The 22,292-nt window shown below is 58.3% G+C and carries 22 protein-coding genes and 1 pseudogene; 11 read left to right on the top strand and 12 right to left on the bottom strand.

Annotated elements, in window-relative coordinates:
* Positions 1-58: 58 nt before the first annotated feature.
* The 4 genes from bioD to bioB are packed head-to-tail and all read right to left on the bottom strand — an operon-like array spanning position 59 to position 3,662.
* Positions 59-736: a dethiobiotin synthase gene (gene bioD, locus GTU79_RS07900; RefSeq protein ID WP_203522274.1), complete on the bottom strand. Its 678-nt coding sequence runs from the start codon at positions 734-736 to the stop codon at positions 59-61.
* Positions 729-1,487, bottom strand: coding sequence for a malonyl-ACP O-methyltransferase BioC (gene bioC, locus GTU79_RS07895; protein ID WP_203522275.1), 759 nt, complete (start codon positions 1,485-1,487; stop codon positions 729-731). Before bioC ends, bioD begins: the two co-directional genes overlap by 8 nt.
* Positions 1,468-2,625 carry an 8-amino-7-oxononanoate synthase gene (bioF, locus tag GTU79_RS07890; RefSeq protein WP_203522276.1) on the bottom strand — a complete coding sequence of 386 codons (1,158 nt, stop codon included), beginning with the start codon at positions 2,623-2,625 and terminating at the stop codon, positions 1,468-1,470. The genes bioC and bioF overlap by 20 nt, the downstream gene beginning before the upstream one ends.
* Positions 2,622-3,662: a biotin synthase BioB gene (gene bioB, locus GTU79_RS07885; RefSeq protein WP_203522277.1), complete on the bottom strand. Its 1,041-nt coding sequence runs from the start codon at positions 3,660-3,662 to the stop codon at positions 2,622-2,624. The genes bioF and bioB overlap by 4 nt, the downstream gene beginning before the upstream one ends.
* Positions 3,663-3,764: 102 nt before the next feature.
* Between bioB and bioA the strand changes: the two genes are divergently transcribed.
* The 4 genes and pseudogenes from bioA to GTU79_RS07865 all read left to right on the top strand — a co-directional run bounded on the left by bioA (position 3,765) and on the right by GTU79_RS07865 (position 7,409).
* Entirely contained in the window at positions 3,765-5,054 is a 1,290-nt protein-coding gene (gene bioA, locus GTU79_RS07880; protein WP_203522278.1) for an adenosylmethionine--8-amino-7-oxononanoate transaminase, read from the top strand.
* Positions 5,055-5,124: 70 nt separating this feature from the next.
* Positions 5,125-6,168 (top strand): NADP-dependent oxidoreductase, encoded by a 1,044-nt coding sequence (locus GTU79_RS07875; protein WP_203522279.1) that lies wholly within the window; start codon positions 5,125-5,127, stop codon positions 6,166-6,168.
* Positions 6,169-6,202: 34 nt separating this feature from the next.
* Positions 6,203-6,883 (top strand): type 1 glutamine amidotransferase domain-containing protein, encoded by a 681-nt coding sequence (locus tag GTU79_RS07870; RefSeq protein ID WP_203522280.1) that lies wholly within the window; start codon positions 6,203-6,205, stop codon positions 6,881-6,883.
* Between the two features lie 44 nt (positions 6,884-6,927).
* Positions 6,928-7,409, top strand: a pseudogene (locus GTU79_RS07865) (kinase inhibitor).
* 94 nt (positions 7,410-7,503) lie between these two features.
* On the opposite strand, the gene pgl reads toward GTU79_RS07865, so the two are convergent.
* On the bottom strand, positions 7,504-8,499 hold the full coding sequence (gene pgl / locus GTU79_RS07860) for a 6-phosphogluconolactonase (RefSeq protein ID WP_203522281.1): 996 nt from the start codon (positions 8,497-8,499) through the stop codon (positions 7,504-7,506).
* Between the two features lie 177 nt (positions 8,500-8,676).
* Here pgl and GTU79_RS07855 point away from each other — a divergent pair, with 177 nt between their 5' ends.
* Entirely contained in the window at positions 8,677-9,501 is an 825-nt protein-coding gene (locus GTU79_RS07855) for a pyridoxal phosphatase (protein WP_132922756.1), read from the top strand.
* A gap of 55 nt (positions 9,502-9,556) precedes the next feature.
* Here GTU79_RS07855 and modC read toward each other — a convergent pair whose 3' ends face one another.
* The 7 genes from modC to GTU79_RS07820 all read right to left on the bottom strand — a co-directional run bounded on the left by modC (position 9,557) and on the right by GTU79_RS07820 (position 15,178).
* Positions 9,557-10,615, bottom strand: a complete 1,059-nt coding sequence (gene modC / locus GTU79_RS07850) for a molybdenum ABC transporter ATP-binding protein ModC (RefSeq protein ID WP_203523132.1) — start codon at positions 10,613-10,615, stop codon at positions 9,557-9,559.
* A complete protein-coding gene (gene modB, locus GTU79_RS07845) occupies positions 10,615-11,304 on the bottom strand; it encodes a molybdate ABC transporter permease subunit (protein ID WP_132922757.1) in 690 nt (229 codons plus the stop codon). Before modB ends, modC begins: the two co-directional genes overlap by 1 nt.
* Positions 11,304-12,083, bottom strand: a complete 780-nt coding sequence (gene modA / locus GTU79_RS07840) for a molybdate ABC transporter substrate-binding protein (protein ID WP_203522282.1) — start codon at positions 12,081-12,083, stop codon at positions 11,304-11,306. Before modA ends, modB begins: the two co-directional genes overlap by 1 nt.
* Positions 12,084-12,235: 152 nt before the next feature.
* The gene (ddlA, locus tag GTU79_RS07835) at positions 12,236-13,345 is read right to left on the bottom strand and encodes a D-alanine--D-alanine ligase (RefSeq protein ID WP_203522283.1); all 1,110 of its coding nucleotides are present in this window, start codon (positions 13,343-13,345) and stop codon (positions 12,236-12,238) included.
* A 123-nt stretch (positions 13,346-13,468) separates the two neighbouring features.
* Complete coding sequence (locus GTU79_RS07830; protein ID WP_214513820.1) at positions 13,469-13,837, bottom strand: hypothetical protein; 369 nt, start codon at positions 13,835-13,837, stop codon at positions 13,469-13,471.
* 187 nt (positions 13,838-14,024) lie between these two features.
* Positions 14,025-14,561: a hypothetical protein gene (locus GTU79_RS07825; protein WP_203522285.1), complete on the bottom strand. Its 537-nt coding sequence runs from the start codon at positions 14,559-14,561 to the stop codon at positions 14,025-14,027.
* A 434-nt stretch (positions 14,562-14,995) separates the two neighbouring features.
* The gene (locus GTU79_RS07820; protein WP_214513819.1) at positions 14,996-15,178 is read right to left on the bottom strand and encodes an AcrZ family multidrug efflux pump-associated protein; all 183 of its coding nucleotides are present in this window, start codon (positions 15,176-15,178) and stop codon (positions 14,996-14,998) included.
* A gap of 212 nt (positions 15,179-15,390) precedes the next feature.
* On the opposite strand from GTU79_RS07820, the gene modE reads away from it, so the two are divergent.
* The 6 genes from modE to galM all read left to right on the top strand — a co-directional run bounded on the left by modE (position 15,391) and on the right by galM (position 22,240).
* Complete coding sequence (gene modE / locus GTU79_RS07815; RefSeq protein ID WP_203522286.1) at positions 15,391-16,182, top strand: molybdenum-dependent transcriptional regulator; 792 nt, start codon at positions 15,391-15,393, stop codon at positions 16,180-16,182.
* A 75-nt stretch (positions 16,183-16,257) separates the two neighbouring features.
* Entirely contained in the window at positions 16,258-17,724 is a 1,467-nt protein-coding gene (modF, locus tag GTU79_RS07810) for a molybdate ABC transporter ATP-binding protein ModF (RefSeq protein WP_214513818.1), read from the top strand.
* Between the two features lie 253 nt (positions 17,725-17,977).
* Positions 17,978-18,994 carry a UDP-glucose 4-epimerase GalE gene (gene galE, locus GTU79_RS07805; RefSeq protein ID WP_203522287.1) on the top strand — a complete coding sequence of 339 codons (1,017 nt, stop codon included), beginning with the start codon at positions 17,978-17,980 and terminating at the stop codon, positions 18,992-18,994.
* Between the two features lie 11 nt (positions 18,995-19,005).
* Entirely contained in the window at positions 19,006-20,055 is a 1,050-nt protein-coding gene (gene galT / locus GTU79_RS07800) for a galactose-1-phosphate uridylyltransferase (RefSeq protein WP_132922766.1), read from the top strand.
* Complete coding sequence (galK, locus tag GTU79_RS07795; RefSeq protein WP_203522288.1) at positions 20,052-21,200, top strand: galactokinase; 1,149 nt, start codon at positions 20,052-20,054, stop codon at positions 21,198-21,200. The genes galT and galK overlap by 4 nt, the downstream gene beginning before the upstream one ends.
* Positions 21,194-22,240 (top strand): galactose-1-epimerase, encoded by a 1,047-nt coding sequence (galM, locus tag GTU79_RS07790; RefSeq protein ID WP_132922768.1) that lies wholly within the window; start codon positions 21,194-21,196, stop codon positions 22,238-22,240. The genes galK and galM overlap by 7 nt, the downstream gene beginning before the upstream one ends.
* Positions 22,241-22,292: the final 52 nt, after the last annotated feature.

Here is a 22,292-nt window from a genome sequence, read left to right as displayed (position 1 = left end):
TTGCATGAACAGGCGTCATATCGGCACCATCGCCGTTCAATTTCATGGTTTGATACCGTTAAACCAGCAACGCCAGATCAAGATAGTGCCCTAGGCGGGCGCCCGCGGGCTCGTCCAGCCATGGAATCTCCCCCAGCAATGGCGCTCCCAGGCGTTGTGTAAGCGTGGCCAGATAGTCGGCGCGGCGATGCGGTTCGGGGGAAAGATCGTTGGCCACCCACCCAGCCAGGGTCAATCCCGCCTGCCGGACAGCCAATGCCGTCAGCAGCGCATGATTGATACAGCCCAGTTTCAGTCCCACCACCAGGATCACCGGCAACCGCTCGGCGGCCACCCACTGCGCGAAGGTCAGGTTATCGCTCAAGGGCGTGAACCAGCCGCCGGCTCCTTCGACGAATACCCATTCAGCGCGGGCCTGTACCGCTGCCAACCCCCGGGAGAGCATGGAAGCATCGATGGGCCGCCGTTCATCGCCGCTGGCGATATGCGGCGACGTCGCCTCCCGAAACGCCAGCGGGTTGATAAGCTCATAGGGCAGCCGGACGTTGCCGTTGGCGGATAACGCCAGGGCGTCGGTATTGCGCAGCCCTTGCGGGGTCTCAATGCAGCCGGAAGCCACCGGTTTATACCCCGCGGTACGGCGGCCGCGGCCATTGGCCGCCTGCAGCAGGGCGCAGGTGGCCAATGTCTTGCCGATATCGGTATCGGTGCCGGTGATAAAATAGGTTTTAGTCACGATAAATCAGTCCGTGAATCAATTGATAGGTGAGCGGCAGACCCGCGGCGTGGCGCTCCCATACCGCCTCGAGGCGTCGGATGCGCTGGCTGCCGGCCAGCCCCAGCGGGCGGCCGTCGCGTAGATAACCCGCCCCCACCCCCTTGATATCCTGGAGCAGCGGCACCAGGCCGGGGTAATAGAGCCGGTGGGGTACGGCATGCAATTGGTGCCGATAAGGCTGCAACGCCCGGGCGATGGCGGCGGCCGGCATAAAGCGGTTGGCATGCACGGCGCTGTCCACCTGCCGCCAGGCCCGGGTCAATTCTTCCAGCGAGCCTTCCGCCAGGGTAGAGAAGGCAATCATGCCGCCGGGACGGGTAACGCGGTGAAATTCCGCCAGCGCCCGGGGTAACTCATCGCACCACTGTACCGCCAGATTGGAAAAACAAATGTCCAGGCTACCGTCCGCCAGGGGCAATCGTTCGATATCTCCCGCCAGGTAAACCGAGGCTGATTCCCGACGGCGCGCCTCCGCCAGCATGTCTGATGAGAGATCCAGCGCAATCACCCGGTTGCCGGACCGCTGCCAAACGCGGCTGAACCATCCGGTGCCGCAGCCGGCGTCCAGCAGCGTTTTCCCCTGCAGCGGTCCCAGCAAGGCCGCCAGTTCGTCGCCGCTGGCGCGCTGAAAGGCGGCATGGCGGTCATAACCGGCCGCCGCACGTCCGAAGGTGCGGGCAATACCCTGTTTATGCAGGTCGGCGTACATCGGCGAGGGCCTCCAGTAAACAATCTATATCGGCGCTTTGATGGGCGGCGGTGAGCGTGATGCGCAGGCGGGCGCCGCCCACGGGCACGGTGGGGGGGCGAATAGCCGTCAGCCAGCAGCCCCGTTCACGAAGGCTCTCGGTCAGCTCCAGCGCCCGGCCGTTCTCCCCGACCAGCAGCGGCTGTATCGCGCTGGCGGAAGGGGCGAGGCGATATCCCAAACCGGCGGCCCCGGCGCGAAAACGGGTGATATTGCGCCCCAGCTGCGCCCGCAGTCCGTCGCCCCGGATGATGGCGTCCAGGGAGGCGTCAATGGCGCAGACCTGTGCCGGCGGCATGGCGGTGCTGTAGATAAGATGGCGGGCGTACTGGAGGAGATATTCCGCCACAGGCTCGGCGCAAAGCACCGCCGCCCCCGCCACTCCCGCCGCTTTGCCGAAGGTCACCACCAGCAGTTCCGGGTGGCAGCCCTGCTGCCAGGCGCTGCCCCTTCCCTGCTCCCCCACCACGCCGAAACCGTGGGCGTCATCCACCAGCAGCCATCCGCCGGCATCCGCGATGCCGCGCTGCAGGGCGGCCAGCGGCGCGCTGTCGCCGTCCATGCTGAAGATCCCTTCCGTGATGGCCAGCCGGTTGCCCGTACACTCCGCCCGCGTCAGCTGACGAAGCGAACCGGCGTCGTTGTGGTGAAAACGGCGCAGCTGGCCGGGGGACAGTACGGCCGCCTCCAGCAGCGAGGCATGGCTGAGCTTGTCCGCCAACACCATATCCCCTTTGGCTACCAGCGCGGCGATCAGGCCCTGATTGGCGGCATAGCCGGCGTTGAACAACAGAGCCCGCTCATATCCCAGCCAACCCGCCAACCGTTGCTCCAAGTCCCGGTGCGCCTCGCTATAGCCGGCCACATGCCCCGAACCGCCGCTGCCGACGCCGTGCGCCGACGCACCCTCTGCCCAGGCGGCGATAATATCCGGATTGCGCGCCAGGCCCAGATAATCGTTGCTGGAGAAATTCAGGTATTGCCGGCCCCGATATTGAAGGCTGGGGCCGTTGCCGCCGATAATGGCCAGGCGGCGGCGATAAGCGTCTGCCTGCCTGCGGCTTTGCAGGCCCTGGGCGATTCGTTCAGACCAGCTCATCCGCGCGCCGCGTTGTAAAATTGCTCGGTGTCGGCATCCAGTATCGCATCGGCCAGCTGACGCCGGCGCTCCTCATCGCCGCTATCGGTGTGGTGAGGCTGCGGAGTAAGGCCCAGCTTACGGAATAAGGCCCGATCCCGATCTTCTTCCGGATTCGGCGTGGTCAAGAGCTTGCAACCATAGAAAATCGAATTGGCCCCTGCCAGGAAACACAAGGCCTGGGTCTGCTCATTCATCTGCTCGCGGCCGGCGGAGAGCCGCACGTGAGAGCGGGGCATCATAATGCGCGCCACCGCGATGGTCCGGATAAAATCGAACGCATCGACATCCTCATTTTCCGAAAGCGGCGTGCCTTTTACTTTCACCAGCATATTAATCGGCACGCTCTCCGGCGGTTCCGGCAGGTTGGCCAGCTGTACCAGTAACCCGGCGCGATCGGTTACCGACTCGCCAAGGCCGACAATGCCCCCCGAGCAGACCTTGATACCGGCCTCGCGCACTTTATCCAGCGTAGACAAGCGGTCTTGATAGCTGCGGGTTGTTACGATGGAGCCGTAAAATTCCGGCGAAGTGTCCAGGTTATGATTATAAAAATCCAGGCCGGCCGCCGCCAGCCGTTGCGCCTGCGCGGTGCTTAGCATGCCCAGTGTCATGCAGGTTTCCATTCCCATCTCCTTCACCCCCTGCACCATCTGCTCCAGATAGGGCATATCCCGATCGCGGGGATTTTTCCAGGCGGCCCCCATGCAAAACCGGGTTGAGCCGGCGGCCTTGGCCTTGGCGGCCGACACCAGCACCTGTTCAACCTGCATCAACTGCTCCGCCGCAAGACCGGTGTTATAACGGGCGCTTTGCGGACAGTATTTACAGTCTTCCGGGCAGGCGCCGGTCTTGATGGATAACAGGGTGCTGACCTGGATGTGATTGGGATTGAAATGCTGCCGGTGGATTTGCTGGGCCTCGAACAGCAGATCCATAAAGGGTTTGGCAAACAGCGCCTGGGCCTGCCGCACCGTCCAGCGGGGGTTGTGTTCCATGAGAAAAGGTCCTCGATAACGGACTTAAAATAGTTTCGTCAGTGTAAGTCCAGTGGGTATACTGTCAACTAAATTTTTATAATATGGTTGACGATTAAACCTATGACGCCGGCAGATCTCGCTTTCGATCAACGCCATATCTGGCACCCTTATACCTCCATGACCCGCCCGCTGCCCTGTTATCCGGTAACGGACGCCGCGGGGTGTGAACTACAGCTTGCCGACGGACGACGCCTGGTGGACGGCATGTCCTCCTGGTGGGCGGCCATTCACGGCTACAACCACCCCGCCATCAACCGGGCGGTCACCGATCAGTTGCAGCATATGTCCCATGTCATGTTCGGCGGCATTACCCATCCCCAAGCCGTTGAGCTCTGCCGGCGGCTGGTGGGGATGACGCCGCCGTCCCTGGAGTGTGTCTTTCTGGCGGATTCCGGCTCGGTGGCGGTGGAGGTGGCGATAAAAATGGCCATGCAGTATTGGCAGGCGCGGGGAGAATCCCGTAAACGCCTGCTGGCTTTGCGCCACGGCTACCATGGCGATACACTCGGCGCCATGTCGGTATGCGATCCGCAGAACTCCATGCACGGCCTATACCGGGGTTATCTGCCGGAGCATGATTTTATTTCGGCGCCGGCGTGCCGGTTTGACGAACCCTGGAGGGAAAGCGATGCCGACGAACTGGCCGCCGCGTTGGCGGCCGGCAGCCATACCCTGGCGGCGGTCATCCTCGAGCCTATCGTCCAGGGCGCGGGGGGTATGCGCTTTTACCATCCGGCCTATCTGCGGCGGGTGCGGGAATTGTGCGACCGCTACGGCATCCTGCTCATCGCCGATGAAATCGCCACCGGCTTCGGCCGTACCGGCAAGCTGTTCGCCTGCCAGCATGCGGACATCGCCCCGGATATCCTGTGCCTGGGCAAAGCCCTTACCGGCGGTTATATGACCCTGTCCGCCACCCTTACCAGCCGCGTGGTGGCGGATACCATCAGCAATGGCGAAGCGGGATGTTTTATGCACGGTCCGACGTTTATGGCCAACCCCCTGGCCTGCGCCGCCGCCAACGCCAGCCTGGCCTTGCTGGAACAGGGACAATGGCAGGGAAAGGTAACGGCAATCGAGGCGCAGTTGCGCACGGCCTTGCTGCCGCTGCGCGCCCATGCCCGCGTGGCCGATACGCGGGTATTGGGGGCCATCGGCGTGGTGGAAACCCATACGCCGGTGAACATGCCTGCGCTGCAACGCTTTTTTGTCAATGAAGGCGTCTGGATTCGCCCGTTTGGACGATTAATTTACCTGATGCCGCCGTATATTATTTCCAGCAGCCAGCTGGCGCTGCTGACCGGCGCACTGGCCGCGTCCCTGGACGAACCCGCGCATTTCGCCCCCTGAACGGCCCAAAGCCCACGGCCAAGCGCTATCATCCATAACGTCAATCATTGGATCGAGGAGTTCGGGTAATATGAACCAAAATAAAAACGTCAATCGCCGTATTGTGTTGGCTTCCCGCCCCGACGGCAAACCCGTATTGAATAATTTCCGTTTGGAGACCGGCGACATTCCTCAGCCCGATGACGGGCAACTGTTGCTGCGCACCATTTATCTTTCCCTGGATCCCTATATGCGCGGCAGAATGAACGATGCCCCTTCCTATTCTCCGCCGGTGGAATTGAACGCGGTCATGGTCGGCGGCACCGTCTCACGGGTGGAAGCCAGCCGTCATCCCGACTTTAGTCCCGGGGATTGGGTGCTTAATCAAGGCGGCTGGCAGGATTACGCCCTGGCAAATGCCGGGGAGGTGAGGAAGCTGCAAGGGGATATTCTTCAACACCCTTCCTGGGCGTTGGGCGTCCTGGGCATGCCCGGTTTCACCGCCTATATGGGATTGATGGATATCGGCCAGCCCAGGGCCGGCGAGACGCTGGTGGTGGCGGCAGCCAGCGGCGCGGTTGGCGCGGTGGTGGGCCAGGTGGCCAAACTCAAGGGCTGCCGGGTGGTAGGCGTGGCCGGCGGGGAGGAAAAATGCCGGTATGTGACGCAAACGCTGGGTTTTGACGTCTGTATCGATCATCGGGCGCCGGATTTCGCCCATCGGCTGGCGCAAGCCTGCCCGGGCGGTATCGACATTTATTTTGAAAACGTCGGCGGCGCGGTCTTCGATGCGGTGCTTCCCCTGCTGAATACCTCGGCACGCATTCCCCTGTGCGGTCTGATTGCCAACTACAATATAAAGGACCTGTCCGCAGGCCTCGATCGGCTGCCGCTGCTCGCCGGCATCATTTTGCGTAAACGCATACGCATGCAGGGTTTCATCATTACCCAGGATTACGGACATCGCCACCAGGAATTCATCGAGGCCATGGAACCCTGGGTAGCCGAAGGCAAGGTCCGGATGCGCGAAGATCTGGTGGAGGAATTGGAAAATGCGCCGCGGGCGTTTATCGGTCTGCTGGAGGGAAAAAATTTCGGCAAGCTGGTGATACGGGTCGGAGGCGATACTCTTTGAGCCTGCTTGCAGGCCCACATACCGGAGATAAACAATGAAAATTGCTATGGTTTTGACCTCCCATAACACCTTGGGCGACACCGGCAAGCCAACCGGCTTTTGGCTGGAGGAATTTGTTGCTCCTTATTATATTTTTTTCGATGCCGGCATGGAGATTACCCTGGCGTCGCCCAAGGGCGGCCAGCCTCCCGTTGATCCTGCCAGCGACCAGCCGGACGCCCAGACCCAGGATACCGAGCGCTTTCGCACCGACCGCGCCGCGCAGCAGGCATTGGCCCAAACCGTCCCGCTGGCTCAACTGCGGGCAGAAGATTTTGATGCGATATTCTACCCCGGCGGGCACGGCCCCCTCTGGGACCTGGCGGAAGACCCGCATTCCATTGCGCTGATTGAAGAGATTTTTGCCGACAACAAACCGGTGGGAACGGTATGCCACGCTCCCGGCGTGCTGCGCCATGTGAAAAAGCCCGACGGGACGCCCCTGGTGGCCGGCAAGCGGGTGACCGGATTCAGCAATAGCGAAGAGCAGGCGGTTAAGCTCGACGCTATCGTGCCCTTTTTGGTGGAAGATGAGTTAAAACGCTTGGGAGGGGTTTACGAGAGAACCGATGACTGGCAGTCTTTATCCATTATCGACGGGCATCTGGTGACCGGTCAGAATCCCGCGTCCTCCGTCGCGGCGGCGCAAAATGTGCTGAAGCTGCTTAAATGCTAAGGATTGGCGCCAGCGTTAAACGATAACTTACCGATGAGGCACAAATGGCTTTTACATTATTCAGTAACGATCTGAAAGACGGCGAAAAAATGCCTGAACGCCATGTTTTTAACGGCATGGGTTATAAAGGGGATAATATTTCGCCGCATTTGGTCTGGGACGATGTTCCGGCGGGCACCAAAAGCTTTGTGGTGTCGGTTTACGACCCCGATGCTCCCACCGGTTCAGGCTGGTGGCATTGGTAGTGGCGAATATCCCCGCCGATATCCGTCTACTGCCTCAGGGGGCCGGTTCCGGTCAGGATGGGCTGCCGGAGGGAGCGGTGCAGGCTCGGACCGACTTCGGCAAAGCCGGTTACGGCGGCGCGGCGCCGCCGGCGGGAGAGACGCACCGTTATATTTTTACCGTCCATGCGCTGGATGTGGAATCCATTGATGTGGATGAAAACGCCAGCGGCGCGATGGTGGGCTTTAATGTGCATTTCCATACGCTGGGCAGCGCGTCGTTGACCGTGACGTATATCTGAACTATCCGCGGCCGGGCACGGTGGCCCTTTAACGGTCTCATTGCACGGTCGATGATAGCGGGGCTACCGAGCCATGGGGCGCCGCGCGGCCTTTTCAGCGACTCAGTATACTTACCCACATCGGGCCCTTGCCTACTGGATAACGCGCCAGCGGTTGTAATGCGCCGGTTTCATCATTGATGCGGTACACTTCGATATGGTCGGTCTTCTGACCCGCCGCCACCAGGAAATGCCCCTTGGCGTCAATATTGAATCCGCGCGGCTGCGTTTGGGTAGCTTGATGCCCCACCACGCTCAGGGTGCTGCCGTCTTCCGAAACGGCAAAACAGGTAATGAGGCTGGCGGTGCGATCGCAGCTGTACAGATAACGGCCGTCCGGGGTGATGTGGATATCCGCCGCCCAACGCGTATCGGCAAATCCCGCCGGCATACTGTCGAGGGTCTGAACGGTGCGCGGCGCGGCGCCGCCGTCATCCAGGGCAAACACGTCCACCGAGCTGTTCAGTTCGTTCAGGCAATAGGCATAGGGCCGATGGGGGTGGAAATCCATATGGCGCGGGCCGGCGTCAGCAACGGAATACACGGCTTCCGGGCGATGAGGCTGTAATTGGCCGTCGGCGCCCAGGTCAAACAGACGGATACGGTCCTCTTTCAGACAGGGTATCCAGACAATCTGATTGGTGGGATCGACATTGACGGAATGGCAGTTGGTCATGTTTTCCAAGACCTGGATCGGCGCCCCGGCAATCCCCCGCTCATCAATGGGACTGACGCTGGCGCAGCTCATGCTGTAGGAGGCGCAAAATAAAAACCGGCCCTGGTGATCGGTGGAGATATGGGTGGGGCTGCCGGGAAGGGGCGCCATGCCGGCTTCCGTCAGCAGGCCCTTCTCATCAATGGAATAACTCACTACGCCGAAGGTCGGGCGCACACCGATATAAAGATGGGTTTTATCCGGATTGATAGTCATTGGCTGACCCTGTCCGGGGGTATCCACCACCTGTAATAGGGTCAGCAGACCCTCTTTATCCATTTGCCAGACATGAATCTGCTGACTCTCGGGACTGGCAATATAGACGATCTGCTTCATGTATACTCCTTATTAGCACCTGCACCTGTGGCATTCATAATGAGAGGGGAAATGCGAACCTGCAGTTAGCATGTCACTGTTGTTGTTTGTAATCCACAGACATTTTCGCGGTTTTCGCCAACTCGCTTCCGGTGTACCATTAACGAAGAATATTATTAATATGATAATGAGATAAACATGAACTATAGCGTAATTGCACTTGATTTGGACGGTACCCTACTGGATAAACAGAAGAAAATTCTGCCGGCGTCTCTCAAAGCATTAACGGACGCCCAGGCCGCCGGCGTCCAGGTGGTGGTGGTCACCGGCCGTCACCATGTGGCCATTCACCCTTTTTATCAGGCATTGAAAATCACTACCCCGGCTATCTGCTGCAATGGCACCTATCTATATGATTATCAGGCCGGAAAAGTCATGACCTCCAATCCGCTGAAAAAATCGCAGGCCAAGCGGGTCATCGGCCTGCTGAACCAGTACGATATCCACGGTCTTATCTATGTGGACGACGCCATGGTCTATGAGCAGCCCAGCGAGCACGTGATTCGTTCCCTGGCCTGGGCGAATACGCTGCCTTTGGCCCAGCGGCCTAATATCATCCAGGTCGACAGCCTGGCCGATACGGCGGAACGGGCGGACTCCATCTGGAAGTTCGCCACCTCGCATCCCGATAAGGGCGCACTGCAGGCCTTTGCCGAAACGGTGGAACTGGAGCTGGGCCTGGCGTGCGAATGGTCCTGGCACGATCAGGTGGACGTTGCCCAAACCGGCAACAGCAAAGGAAAATTGCTGCAGCAATGGGTGGAATCGGAAGGCATCGGCATGGATCGGGTTATCGCCTTCGGCGACAATTTTAATGATTTAAGTATGCTGGAAGCGGCGGGCCTGGGCGTAGCGATGGGCAACAGCGTTGACGAAATCAAAGGGCGGGCCGACCTGGTTATCGGCGATAACGAGTCACCGGCCATCGCCGAAACCATTTATCAGCGGGTGCTGGGGCTTTAGTCCAGGGCAGTAGTCCAAGGCTATAGTTCAGCAAGTGTAGTTCAGCAAGCAGGGATCAGGGAGTGATGGATACGCTTTTGATTTGCGCGTAAACCGGCATGCCGGCGTGCAATCCAAGTTCATCCCTGGCCCACGGGCTGATTCGCGCCCACAGGGTATGGCCTTCGATATCCAGCATGACCTCAACCTGATCCCCCACCGTCAGGCACTCGCTGACCGTGGCGGGCAGAATATTACGGATCGTGCTGCCCAGGGGCGGCGTCAACGCCAGCGAGATATCGGCTGCGGCAATGCGGATACGCAACGGCGTACCCACCGGCTGCGATACCCGGCCGACCCAAAGCCGCTGTTTGCCAAGGGATAAGGCGGTCATGGGGTAATCAGGATGGGGCTCGGCGACAGCCACCTGCAGCACGCTGCTTTGCTCTTCCCGCGGCAGCCACGGGCGCAGCGCCCGGCTGGCCCACACCGATTCCAGCGTGCCGAAGGCCTTCATTTTACCGTTGTCCAGTATCAATACCCGTTCGGCTAATTGCAGGATCTCTTCCAGACTGTGGGTGACATAAAGCACCGGAATCTCGACTTCTTTCGCCAGCCGCTCCAGATACGGCAATAGCTCGCGCTTGCGCAGCAAATCCAGCGAGGCCAGCGGCTCGTCCATCAGCAGGATTTCCGGCGCGCTGAGCAGGGCCCGCCCGATGGCCACCCGTTGCTTCTCTCCCCCGGACAGGGTGGCGGGATAGCGTTTTAATAAGTGGCCGATACCCAGCAGCGATATAATGCCGTCGAACTGAGGGCGCATGGACGGAGCCATGCCGTAAAACAGATTGCCCCGCACCCGATAATGGGGAAACAGGCGTCCGTCCTGAAAGACATATCCCACCCGCCGAGCCTCCGGCGGTAAAAAAATACGCCTTTCAGCATCGAACAGGATCCGGTCATTGAGAATAATCCGTCCCTGCTGCGGACGGGTCAGGCCGGCGACGGCATTGATAAGCGACGTCTTGCCGGCGCCGGAAACGCCGAAAATGGCGGTGATACCCTTGACTGGCACATCGGCGGTCACTTCCATGCCCAGATCCCCGAGCCGTTGACGAATATCAATCTGTAGCATCATCCACCCAGCCGCTTGCGGCCCCAGCCGGCCAAGGCATCGGCAATCATCAGCGATGCCAGGGATAATAAGATTGCCAGAACGCATAAGCGGGCCGCCGCGCCCTCCGCCCCGGGAGTTTCGATCAGCGTGTACATCGCCAGCGGGATGGTACGGGTCTCGCCGGGAATATTGGATACAAAGGTTATGGTGGCGCCGAATTCACCGAGGGAACGGGCAAAAGCCAGTACCGTGCCCACCACAATGCCGGGAAAGGACAACGGCAGGGTAATGGTGAAGAAAACCCGCCAGGGACCGGCGCCCAGGGTTCGCGCCGCCTGCTCCAAACGTAAATCGATGGCCTCCAGCGACATGCGTATTGCGCGAACCATCAGCGGGAACGCCACCACCGCCGAGGCCAGCGCCGCGCCCTGCCAGCTGAAACTGAAGCTGAAGCCTGTAAGCTGATACAGCCAGGAGCCGATAATACCCCGCCGCCCCATGCCAATCAGCAGCAGATAACCGATCACCACCGGCGGCAGCACCAGCGGTAGATGGATAATCCCGTCCACCAGGGATTTGCCGGGAAAACGGCAGCGAACCAAAACCCAGGCCGCCAAAATACCGAACGGCAAACTGCAAACCACTGCCCAAAGGGAAACCTTCAAGCTTAAGTCCACCGCCTGCCATTCATACTCGGTGAGGTGCATTATTTAGGGGTAAAACCATATTGTTTAAACACCGCGGCGGCGGCGGGGGTTTTCAGATAGGCATAAAAAGCCTTGGCCGCGGGCGTGTCGTTATCTTTAACCAGCGCCATAGGATATTCCACCGGTTTATGGCTCTCTTGCGGGAAAATGCCCACCACTTTCACCGCCTTGCTGGAGAGCACATCCGAACCGTAAACGATGCCCAGCGGCGCTTCCTGACGCTCTACCAGCGCCAATGCGCCGCGAACGTCATTGGCCCGAGCCATCACCGGCGACAGGGTATCCCAGGCGCCGAGATTCTGTAACGCCTCCTTGGCGTAAATACCCGCCGGCACATGATCCGGATCGCCCACCGCCAGCTTCTGGCCTTTCAACAAAGAGGTCCAGTTGGTTTGTTTGTCGATCGTGACGTTCTTCAGCGCGCTCTCTTTAGGGGCCACCAGGACCAGCTCATTGCCCAGCAAGGTATAGCGGGTATCGTTCACGATCTGCTGTTTATTTTGCACATAATCCATCCACTGCTGATCGGCGGAAATAAACAGATTGGCCGGGGCGCCCTGCTCGATTTGACGCGCCAGGGTAGAGGAAGAAGCAAAAGAGGAAACGATATCCACCTTGCGATCTTTTTGATAGTTTTTGGCGATTTCCTGCATGGCATTGGTCAATGAGGCGGCGGCGAATACCGTTACCTTGCCGTCAGCCGGTGCCGCCAGCGCCTGAAAAACCATGCCGGCGGTCAATACCGCTCCGGCAACCCATTTAAATGTATGCTGTTTCATATTATTCCCTTGAGGTAACGTTATAAAAAAAAGCATATAACGCGAGGTTTTTTTTGTCATTATTTATTGTAGGGTGTTAGGCATTGTTACCAAATATAAAACTGGCGCCGGACCCGGTTCTCTCTTTACGGGCGTCGGCGCCGGCTAAAACATCATAGTTCGGTTTTGATGGCGGCGGCGTCCCGCGCGCGTTCAAACGCAAGGGAAAGCAGCCGGTCGATTAGCTGCGGATAATCCAGGCCGCTGGCTTCCCAGAGCTTCGGATACATGCTGATGGAGGTAAAACCGGGAAGGGTATTGACTTCATTGATGATAATGTCATCGTCTTCGGTGACGAAAAAATCTACCCGCGCCATAACGGCACAGCCCAGCACCCGATATGCCGCCTGGGCTATCAGGCGGATTTCATCGCTCAGACGATTTTCCAGCTGCGCCGGGATGACCAGCCCGGCCTGACCGTCTTTCAGATATTTGGTGTCGTAAGCATAAAATTCATCATTGGACAGAATCTCGCCGCATACGCTGACCGCGGGCTGGTCGTTGCCCAACACCGCCGTTTCAATCTCACGTCCGTCGATGGCGGTTTCCACCAGGACCTTATGATCGTAAACCAGCGCCAGGTCCAGCGCGTGCCGGAAACCGGCCTGATCGAGCACTTTGCTTACCCCTACCGAGGATCCCTGGCTGGCGGGTTTGATAAACAGGGGCAACCCCAGCTGGTGGACAATGGCGCTGAAATCCGCCGTGGCGGCATCGGTGCGATGGATGGTCACCGAGGGCGTCACCGGCAAGCCGGCGTCGCGCAGGATCCGCTTGGTCATGTCTTTATCCATGCAGACGGCGGAACCCAGTACGTCCGGCCCGGCGAAAGGAATCCCAAGCACCCGCAGCAGCCCCTGCACGGAACCGTCTTCGCCCGCCGCGCCATGCAGCACGGAAAACGCCACGTCAATCGCCGGCAACGTTTCGCCGCTGGCGAGATCTTTCAATTGACCGCCGTGGCCCCCGGGAACGACCGCCAGATAATGCGCGGAGGGAGCGAGTTCAATGCGCGCCGGATCGTCCGGGTTGACCAGATAATCGGCCTCATCGCACAGCATCCAGCGCCCAAGCTTATCGACGCCAATCAACGTCAGATCATACTTTTGCCGATCAACGGCTTTGATAACATTGATCGACGATCGCAACGAGACCTCGTGTTCGGTGGATTGACCGCCGAACAGTACCGCCAGCCGCTTTTTGCCGTTTACCGGTTGTTCCATCACATCCTCTTTGGTCGTTAAGACAAGATATTAACGCCAACAGAGTATTAGCCGGGGAAGTGCATGTAAAGCACCGGCTGGAGCGGTCGTTTAAAGTTTGATCCATCCTGTGCATCCGCGTCATCAAACCATTACGCCTTTACCGCCGGCATGGGGTTCCGCGAGCGCATCCTGCCCAGGGGGACCATCGTCAAGATGGGTTAACAGGCTGATGCAGTCATCTTCCAGGGCGGTGAAAAAACTGGTCAGGGACAGAGTGGCGATTTTTGCCCGCGTCAGCGCGGTTTTTATCGCCGCCTTGTCCTGGTTTTGTACTGCTTGATAAAGGTCGCCATAACCGGCAAAAAACGTGTTCAGCCTTTTATTGTAAACCGCATCAAAATCAGAATTATCTTCGATGTTCAACGGAATATCTTCACGACGCGGCGTTAGGCCGCCATTAAGTCCGGTGAGCAGAATTTTTATTGCGTTGAACGATTGCGGTTGCACCATCGCCAGTTTCTCCGGTCACTGTTTACACTGTTTTTCATTATCCCTTCCATTATCCAGATAATGTTCGGGTTATTTTCACAGCGGCTCAGCGCCGCCATGGATATTTATTCTATAATCAATACCCGACGGAATAACAGGGCTGGACATTAAACGAATCGCAAATATTACCAAAAAGAACAGTGGCCCATTACGGAAGCGGCGGGAGGCCAAAGGGGAAAAAATCGTCCGGGAGCGAGTCACCGCCGCTGCCGGCGACTGCGGACGCCGGATGGGAAGCATTGGTTTTTCCCGCCAGATAGGCATTAAGAATTTGCCGGGCGCCTTCCATCTTCTGGAACACCTGGGCGGGCTGACCCGCGACGCCGGCAAAATCCTGCCGAAGGCAGGATGTGGGATGAACCATTGCCGATGCGGCAATGCTCCCGTTCCCATCCAGGCAAAAATTGAATATGGACCCTTGATGCTGAACCAGGAAACGCCGGCGGTCCGGGGTGCAGGCGATACGATCCGCCACCCCCCGCATGTTTTTCAGCAAGGCGGCAACCTGCCGCGCATCCTCCTGGTCTTTCACCAGGAACCGGCAGGCAGGCTGAACATTTTCCGGGCTTTGCTCCGCATGGGCAAAAGACCGCCGTAAGGACCGGTTTTGCCCGGGGATGTCGATGGGCATGGTGCGGGCGGAACCGTTACCGACGCCAAAACAAAAGCTGCTAAATGATTCCATGCGATTAATGCTTCCACCGTCAGGGCTTCCCGTCCCGGCGTTCGCGCCGCATGCCGGCGCAATGCCATTAGTATTGAAATCCATTTTTCCTCCGGAAATGGCGCATGCCATTAATCTATAGCCAGTGGAGTGGCATTATATCTGATAAATTTATTTTTTTAAGTCACCTAAAAGAAAACACCATTTAACTATTACACTAATTTCAATGTCAAATATACTGTTATAACCGTCAAATAAATGAAGAAAGTTATTTAATAAATACAAGAGGTAGTCATATCATACTTATTAAAGAATATATTCACTTTGCTCTTGTCCTGGCCGGATAGGCATCCTCATGTTTTTTTTGCAGTGGCGTGAAAGGACAAAGCGGCAGGTGAAACAAATAATGCCATCCGGTGGGATGGCATCGCGACAAGCCTTGACCGGGTACGCCGTTAGCGGCGTTCCGACGTCACATCTGTTTTGGCGGAGGTGTTTTTGTCATGTTCCTTGGCATGGCCGATTTTGGAGATAACATTGAACAGTTCGCCCAATCCGTAAATCAAGCCTAAAATGACGGCCATGACGATTGGCACCATGAGCACTACGACTAACAAGCTTTCCAGTAATTCTAGCATTTGGCCTCATTTCATGCCGGCGGCAGGTGTTATCAGGATCATGATGTCTTTATACCAGTTTCTGGCGCGGCTGCTTAAGCTTTTTATGTTATAGCGCACGGGATGTGCCTTGGCGACGGCATATCATTTGCCCCCGGGCGCTGAATCGGCGAGAATTTATCGGCTTCCCCATCGCCGAGCCAACCATCAACCACCAGACAAGGCAGACAGGCATGCAGGCCGAAATCCTTTTAACCCTGAAACTTCAGCAGCGTCTTTTTGCCGACCCGCGAAGGATAGCCCTGCTTAAACAGATAAAGCTGACCGGCTCCATAAGCCAGGGCGCCAAACTGGCGGGTATTAGCTACAAAAGCGCCTGGGACGCCATCAGCGCCATGAACGAACTGGCGGAACAAACCCTGGTTGAAAGGGCCACCGGGGGCAAAGGCGGCGGCGGAGCGACCCTGACGCGCTATGCCGAACGGTTACTGCAACTCTATGATTTATTGGGCCAGATTCAGCAAAAGGCCTTTGACGTTTTACAAGACGATCGTATGCCGCTGGACAGCCTGCTGGCGGCCATTTCGCGTTTTTCCCTGCAAACCAGCGCCCGCAACCAGTTCTTTGGCACCGTCATTGACCGCACCCACCAGCATGTGCAGCAGCAGGTTGAAATCCTGCTGGCGGACGGCCGGACCCGCTTGATGGTGGCCCTGACCCAGCAGAGCGGCGATCGGTTGCAGCTGGCGCCGGGCAAAGAGGTGCTGGCGTTAATCAAGGCCCCCTGGGTTTCCGTGGTAGCCGGGGAGCAAACCATCGACGACGCCGACAACGTCCTCTACGGCACCCTGACCCATATTGAACAGGGAGAGCATAACGATGAGGTGTTGCTGACCCTGGCCGGAGGCGAAGTGTTATGCGCCACGCTGCCCAAAGCCGTGATGGCGGAGCAGCATTTCACTCTCGGCCAGAAAATCACAGCATATTTTAATGCCGATAAGGTGATCCTCGCCACGCTGTGCTGAAGGCGGCAAAAAAGTTGACATCGGCGGGTAAAATATTGATGCTGACGGCATCAGTTGCATAAAAAGGAACAATCGATGCCGTCATTGCATATTTCGCAAGGATTATTTCGTCTTAGCGATACACGTACGTTATCCATCCCACAGCTGGACATTCGTGCCGGTGAAGGCTGGGCGTTTGTCGGCGCCAACGGCAGCGGCAAATCCGCGTTGGCGCGGGCGCTGGCGGATGAACTCCCCCTTATGTCCGGCTCCCGGCGCAGCGACTACCGGCGCATAGCCAGGCTCTCCTTTGAACAGCTGCAAAAGCTGGTGGCGGAGGAGTGGCAGCGCAATAACACCGATCTGTTAAGCGAAGGGGAGGAGGATACCGGCCGGACCGCCGGAGAAATTATCCAGCAGGATTATAAAGACCCGGCGCTGTGCCAAACGCTGGCGACACAATTCGGCATCACCCATCTGCTGTCCCGGCGTTTCAAATACCTTTCCACCGGCGAAACGCGTAAAACCTTATTGTGCCAGGCGCTGATGGCCAAACCCGATATCCTGATCCTGGATGAGCCCTTCGACGGCCTTGATGTGGCCTCCCGCGCCCAGCTGAGCGACATGCTGCATGGTCTGGGAGACGGCAGCATGGCCCTGGTGCTGATACTCAACCGGTTCGACGACATTCCGGCCTATATCGGCAATGTGGGGATCTTGGCGGATTGTGAATTAACCTGTACCGGCGATCGCGAAACGCTGCTGGCACAAGCGCTGGTGGCCCAGTTGGCCCATGCCGAATCAATGAACGGCATCCAATTGCCCGACACCGAGGCGCCGGGGCAAAAAAACCCCCTGCCCGCCGGCGAACCCTTGATTACCTTGCGCAACGGCGTCGTCACCTATCAGGATCGTCCCATCCTGCACCACCTGGACTGGCAGGTGCTGCCGGGCCAGCACTGGCAAATCGTCGGGCCGAACGGAGCCGGTAAATCCACCCTGTTGAGCCTGGTCACCGGAGACCAGCCTCAAGGCTACAGTAACGATCTCACGCTGTTCGGCCGCCGTCGCGGCAGCGGTGAAACCATCTGGGATATCAAACGCCATATCGGCTATGTCAGCAGCAGCCTGCACCTGGATTACCGGGTCAGCGCCACTGCCCGCAGCGTCATTTTGTCGGGATTTTTCGACTCCATCGGCATCTACCAGGCGGTATCGGAACGCCAGCAGTTGTTAACCCGGCAGTGGCTGGACTTATTGGGACTGACCGGCGCGGCGGACGCGCCTTTCCACAGCTTATCCTGGGGGCAGCAGCGGTTGGTGCTGATTGCCCGCGCCATGGTCAAACATCCGGCCCTGCTGATCCTTGATGAACCTTTGCAGGGTCTCGATCCCCTGAACCGCGCGCTGGTGCGCCGCTGGGTAGATGTGCTTATCGGCGAAGGGGATACCCAGCTGCTATTCGTTTCACACCATGCGGAAGATGCGCCCGAATGCATCACCCACCGGCTGACCTTTGTGCCGCAAGGGGACATCTACCGCTATCGGTTCGAGACGTTATAATCGCCACATCTCTCGGGCCGGTCCTTTCCATTGGCCTGGGTTTTCAGTAATGTAAGCGTTACCATATTCCTCGCTCCCATGCCGTACGGTACGGCGCCCTCTTCTCCCCTGATACTTCCTGTTAATGCTGTAGGCGAGGTCGCAAATTTCAGCTAAAATCATGTGTAATCGATTTCATTTATATCGACAAGATCACCTTTTGAGGCGATGTGACATGATAATTTAACCCCATGGAAGGATAGAGGACCAGCTAATGTCAATATTAGTAACGGGTGGTAGCGGTTACATTGGTAGCCATACCTGTCTGCAGCTCCACGGGGCGGGCTACGATCCGATCATTTTGGATAATTTGTATAACAGCAAAGCCAGCGTCGTGGATACCTTGGCGCGCCTGTGCGGCGCCAAACCAACCTTCTACCGGGGCGATATCCGCGATAAAACCCTGCTCTCGGCTATCTTTCGCGAACATCACATCGAAGCGGTTATTCATTTCGCCGGCCTGAAGGCGGTGGGGGAATCGGTAATCAAGCCGGTGGAATACTACGAAAATAATGTCTACGGCACCCTGGCGCTGGTGGACGCCATGGGCGAGGCCGGGGTGAAAAATCTGATTTTCAGCTCCTCCGCCACGGTTTACGGCGATCAGCCCGTCGTTCCCTATGACGAGAGTTTGCCCGCCGGTCAGCCATCAAGCCCCTATGGCCGCAGTAAACTCATGGCGGAACAGATACTGCAGGATCTGCAACGGGCTGAACCCGATTGGAGCATCACCCTGCTGCGTTATTTCAATCCGGTAGGCGCCCATCCCTCCGGAGAGATGGGAGAAGACCCGCAAGGCATCCCCAATAATCTCATGCCGTTTATCGCCCAGGTGGCGGTGGGCCGTCGGCCGTCCTTGACGATTTTCGGCAATGACTTCCCCACCCCGGACGGCACCGGCGTTCGTGACTATATTCATGTTGTGGATTTGGCCGACGGCCATGTGGCGGCGCTGAACGCCCTGCGTAATAAGGCGGGCACCCATATCTATAACCTGGGTTCCGGCGTCGGACACAGCGTCATGGAGGTAGTCAACGCGTTCAGCAAGGCGTGCGGCCGGGAGATCCCCTATCAATTCGCCCCGCGGCGCGACGGCGATCTGGCCGCCTATTGGGCCTCACCGGATAAGGCGGCCCGTGAACTGAACTGGCGGGTAACCCGCTCTCTGGCCGATATGGCCGAAGATACCTGGCGCTGGCAGTCCCGGCACCCGAATGGTTATCCGGAATAAAGGAGATTCACATGCAGTTTAACCCCGTCGATCATCCCCATCGCCGTTACAATCCGCTGACCGGTCAATGGGTGCTGGTTTCTCCGCACCGGGCGAAACGGCCCTGGCAGGGCCAGCAGGAAACGCCGGCCTCCAATCAATTGCCCGCCCACGATCCGCAGTGTTTCCTGTGCCCGGGCAATACCCGTGTCTCGGGGGATAAAAACCCCGACTATCAGACCACCTATGTCTTTACCAATGATTTTGCCGCCCTGATGGAGGATACGCCCGATGCCGCGCCGGGCGACAATCCCTTGATGCGCAGTGAAAGCGCCCGCGGCACCAGCCGGGTCATCTGCTTTTCCCCCGATCACAGTAAAACCCTGCCGGAATTGCCGTTGCCCGCCCTGGAGGCCATTGTCAAAACCTGGCAAGAACAGAGCGCCGAACTGGGACAGCGTTATCCCTGGGTGCAGGTATTTGAGAACAAGGGCGCCGCCATGGGCTGCTCCAATCCCCACCCCCACGGCCAAATCTGGGCCAACAGCTTTTTGCCCAATGAAGCCGAGCGGGAAGACCGATACCAGCGGGATTACTTCCGTCAGCACGGTTCGCCGATGCTGGTGGACTACACGGCCAATGAGCTGGCCGACGGTGCGCGCACCGTGGTGGAAACCGAGCACTGGCTGGCGGTGGTGCCCTATTGGGCGGCTTGGCCGTTCGAAACCCTGCTGCTGCCAAAAGCCCATGTATTGCGCCTGGACGCCCTGAATGCATCACAAAGCGCCGATCTGGCGGTAGCGCTGAAGAAGCTTACCAGCAGATATGACAACCTGTTCAAATGCTCATTCCCCTATTCCATGGGATGGCACGGCGCGCCGTTTATCAACCAGGACAACAGCCATTGGCAACTGCATGCCCATTTCTATCCGCCGCTGCTGCGTTCGGCGACGGTGCGCAAGTTTATGGTCGGATATGAAATGCTGGCGGAAACCCAGCGCGATTTGACCGCCGAGCAAGCCAGCGACCGCCTGCGTGCGGTCGGCGACATTCATTTTCGGGACACCGGAGTATCCCTATGACGTTAAAAAACATCACCGAAACCACCTTCCGTCAATCCTTTGGTTACGATGCCGCGCTCACGGTGAAAGCACCCGGCCGCGTTAACCTGATCGGCGAACATACCGATTATAACGATGGTTTTGTTCTCCCCTGCGCCATCGACTATGAAACCGTGGTGAGCTGCGCCAAACGCGATGATCGCAAGATTCGGGTTATTGCCGTGGATTGTGACCATCAGCAAGATATTTTTTCGCTGGATGAGCCAATTTTATCCCATGACAGCCAGCAGTGGTCCAACTATGTCCGCGGCGTAGTGAAACACTTGCAGCAGCGTGACTCGAATTTCGGCGGCGCCGACTTGGTGCTCAGCGGCAACGTTCCCCAGGGGGCGGGCCTGAGTTCATCGGCTTCGCTTGAAGTGGCGGTGGGCAAGGCCATCCAGACCCTGTATCACCTCCGGCTGGATGACGTGGCCCTGGCGCTTAACGGCCAGGAAGCGGAAAACCAGTTTGTCGGCTGTAATTGCGGCATTATGGATCAATTGATTTCAGCGCTGGGCAAAGATAACCATGCGCTGCTGATCGACTGCCGCACTCTGGGTACCCGGGCCGTGCCCATGCCGGCGAACGTCGCGGTGATCATCATCAACTCCAACGTGAAACGCGGCCTGGTGGATAGCGAATATAACGCCCGCCGCGAACAGTGTGAAACCGGCGCGCGTTTTTTCGCCGTCGACAAACTGCGCGATGTGGAATTGAGCCAGTTCGAAGCGGTGGAACACGAATTGGATCCGGTGGTCGCCAAACGCGTGCGGCATGTGCTGACTGAAAATGCGCGTACCCTGGCCGCCGCCGAGGCGCTGGCCGCGGGAGATTTAACCAAAATGGGAATTTTGATGGCGGAGTCTCACGCTTCCATGCGGGATGACTTTGAAATCACCGTTCCCCCCATCGATAGCCTGGTGGAAATCGTTAAACAGGAAATCGGTACCGAAGGCGGCGTTCGCATGACCGGCGGCGGGTTTGGCGGTTGCGTGGTGGCGCTGGTGCCCACAGAGCGCGTTGAGTCGGTACGCGCGGCGGTTGCGGAACAATACCGGCAAAAAACCGGCCTTAAAGAGACTTTTTATGTTTGCCATGCTTCCGAAGGAACAGGTCTATGTTAAAAGAGTTTGAATCCGGCACTGCCCCCGACGGTAAACCGTTCAACTGCCTGACCCTGGGCTCTGAAACGGGTCTGCAGATAACCCTGATGGATTGGGGGGCTACCTGGCTCTCATGCCAGCTGCCGCTGAAATCCGGCGCCAAACGGGAAGTGCTGCTGGGGTGTCCGACCCCGGCGGATTACCTCAAGCAGAGCGCCTACCTGGGAGCGACGGTGGGCCGCTATGCCAACCGTATCGCAAAAGCCAATCTTACCCTGGACGGCCATCATTGGCCGTTAAGCGCCAATCAGGGCGAACACCAGTTGCACGGCGGTCCGACAGGCTTCAACGCCCGCCGCTGGGAGTGCGTGGAACATACCCTGACCTCGGTGCTATACCGCTTATCCTCCGCCGACGGCGACCAGGGTTTTCCCGGCAACCTGACGGCGATGGTGCGTTATACCGTCACCGAAGACAACGCCGTGGCCATCGCTTACCGCGCCACCGTGGATCATCCCTGTCCGGTCAACCTGACCAATCATGCCTATTTTCATCTGGACGGCGCCAATAGCGACATCCGACAGGAAACGCTGCAGATCTATGCCGGCCAGTACCTGCCGGTGGACAGCGACGGCATACCCTGCGCGCCGCTGGCGGATGTGGACAATACCGGCATGGATTTTCGTAAACCCAAGACCATTTCCCAGGATTTTCTGCGCGATCGCGATCAACAGAGGGTCAAAGGGTACGATCATGCCTTTTTGCTGTATACCGCCTGCCGCGACGGCGACAGTCCCGCGGCGCAGCTCTGGTCGGCTGACGGCCAGGTGCTGTTGAAGGTCTTTACCACCGCGCCGGCTCTGCAGCTATACACCGGCAATTACCTGGCGGGGACGCCGGCGCGCCAGGGCGGGGAGTACCTCAACTACAGCGGAGTGGCTTTGGAGAGCGAGTTTTTGCCGGACAGTCCGCATCACCCGGAATGGCCGCAGCCTGACTGCTGGCTCCAGCCGGGCGAGACCTATCGTTCCCAAACCCGTTATCAGTTCGTGGCGTTATAGCAAGATAGCAATAGTGTAGCGGGTTATTTATTTCACGCTGTTTAACGCTATG

This window comes from Sodalis ligni (genome assembly GCF_016865525.2).
GTDB lineage: Bacteria > Pseudomonadota > Gammaproteobacteria > Enterobacterales > Enterobacteriaceae > Acerihabitans > Acerihabitans ligni.
This window is presented reverse-complemented; position numbering and strand designations above follow the sequence as displayed.

Bases quoted from the DNA above. Each gene is read 5' to 3' on its own strand.
- GTU79_RS07820 (WP_214513819.1), bottom strand. From the start codon at position 15,178: ATGCTAGAATTACTGGAAAGCTTGTTAGTCGTAGTGCTCATGGTGCCA.
- modB (WP_132922757.1), bottom strand. From the start codon at position 11,304: ATGCACCTCACCGAGTATGAATGGCAGGCGGTGGACTTAAGCTTGAAG.
- GTU79_RS07855 (WP_132922756.1), top strand. From the start codon at position 8,677: ATGAACTATAGCGTAATTGCACTTGATTTGGACGGTACCCTACTGGAT.
- pgl (WP_203522281.1), bottom strand. From the start codon at position 8,499: ATGAAGCAGATCGTCTATATTGCCAGTCCCGAGAGTCAGCAGATTCAT.
- GTU79_RS07870 (WP_203522280.1), top strand. From the start codon at position 6,203: ATGAAAATTGCTATGGTTTTGACCTCCCATAACACCTTGGGCGACACC.
- GTU79_RS07875 (WP_203522279.1), top strand. From the start codon at position 5,125: ATGAACCAAAATAAAAACGTCAATCGCCGTATTGTGTTGGCTTCCCGC.
- bioC (WP_203522275.1), bottom strand. From the start codon at position 1,487: ATGTACGCCGACCTGCATAAACAGGGTATTGCCCGCACCTTCGGACGT.
- GTU79_RS07825 (WP_203522285.1), bottom strand. From the start codon at position 14,561: ATGGAATCATTTAGCAGCTTTTGTTTTGGCGTCGGTAACGGTTCCGCC.
- galT (WP_132922766.1), top strand. From the start codon at position 19,006: ATGCAGTTTAACCCCGTCGATCATCCCCATCGCCGTTACAATCCGCTG.
- modA (WP_203522282.1), bottom strand. From the start codon at position 12,083: ATGAAACAGCATACATTTAAATGGGTTGCCGGAGCGGTATTGACCGCC.
- bioA (WP_203522278.1), top strand. From the start codon at position 3,765: ATGACGCCGGCAGATCTCGCTTTCGATCAACGCCATATCTGGCACCCT.
- ddlA (WP_203522283.1), bottom strand. From the start codon at position 13,345: ATGGAACAACCGGTAAACGGCAAAAAGCGGCTGGCGGTACTGTTCGGC.
- bioB (WP_203522277.1), bottom strand. From the start codon at position 3,662: ATGGAACACAACCCCCGCTGGACGGTGCGGCAGGCCCAGGCGCTGTTT.
- bioF (WP_203522276.1), bottom strand. From the start codon at position 2,625: ATGAGCTGGTCTGAACGAATCGCCCAGGGCCTGCAAAGCCGCAGGCAG.
- galM (WP_132922768.1), top strand. From the start codon at position 21,194: ATGTTAAAAGAGTTTGAATCCGGCACTGCCCCCGACGGTAAACCGTTC.
- modC (WP_203523132.1), bottom strand. From the start codon at position 10,615: ATGCTACAGATTGATATTCGTCAACGGCTCGGGGATCTGGGCATGGAA.
- modF (WP_214513818.1), top strand. From the start codon at position 16,258: ATGCCGTCATTGCATATTTCGCAAGGATTATTTCGTCTTAGCGATACA.
- modE (WP_203522286.1), top strand. From the start codon at position 15,391: ATGCAGGCCGAAATCCTTTTAACCCTGAAACTTCAGCAGCGTCTTTTT.
- GTU79_RS07830 (WP_214513820.1), bottom strand. From the start codon at position 13,837: ATGGTGCAACCGCAATCGTTCAACGCAATAAAAATTCTGCTCACCGGA.
- galE (WP_203522287.1), top strand. From the start codon at position 17,978: ATGTCAATATTAGTAACGGGTGGTAGCGGTTACATTGGTAGCCATACC.
- galK (WP_203522288.1), top strand. From the start codon at position 20,052: ATGACGTTAAAAAACATCACCGAAACCACCTTCCGTCAATCCTTTGGT.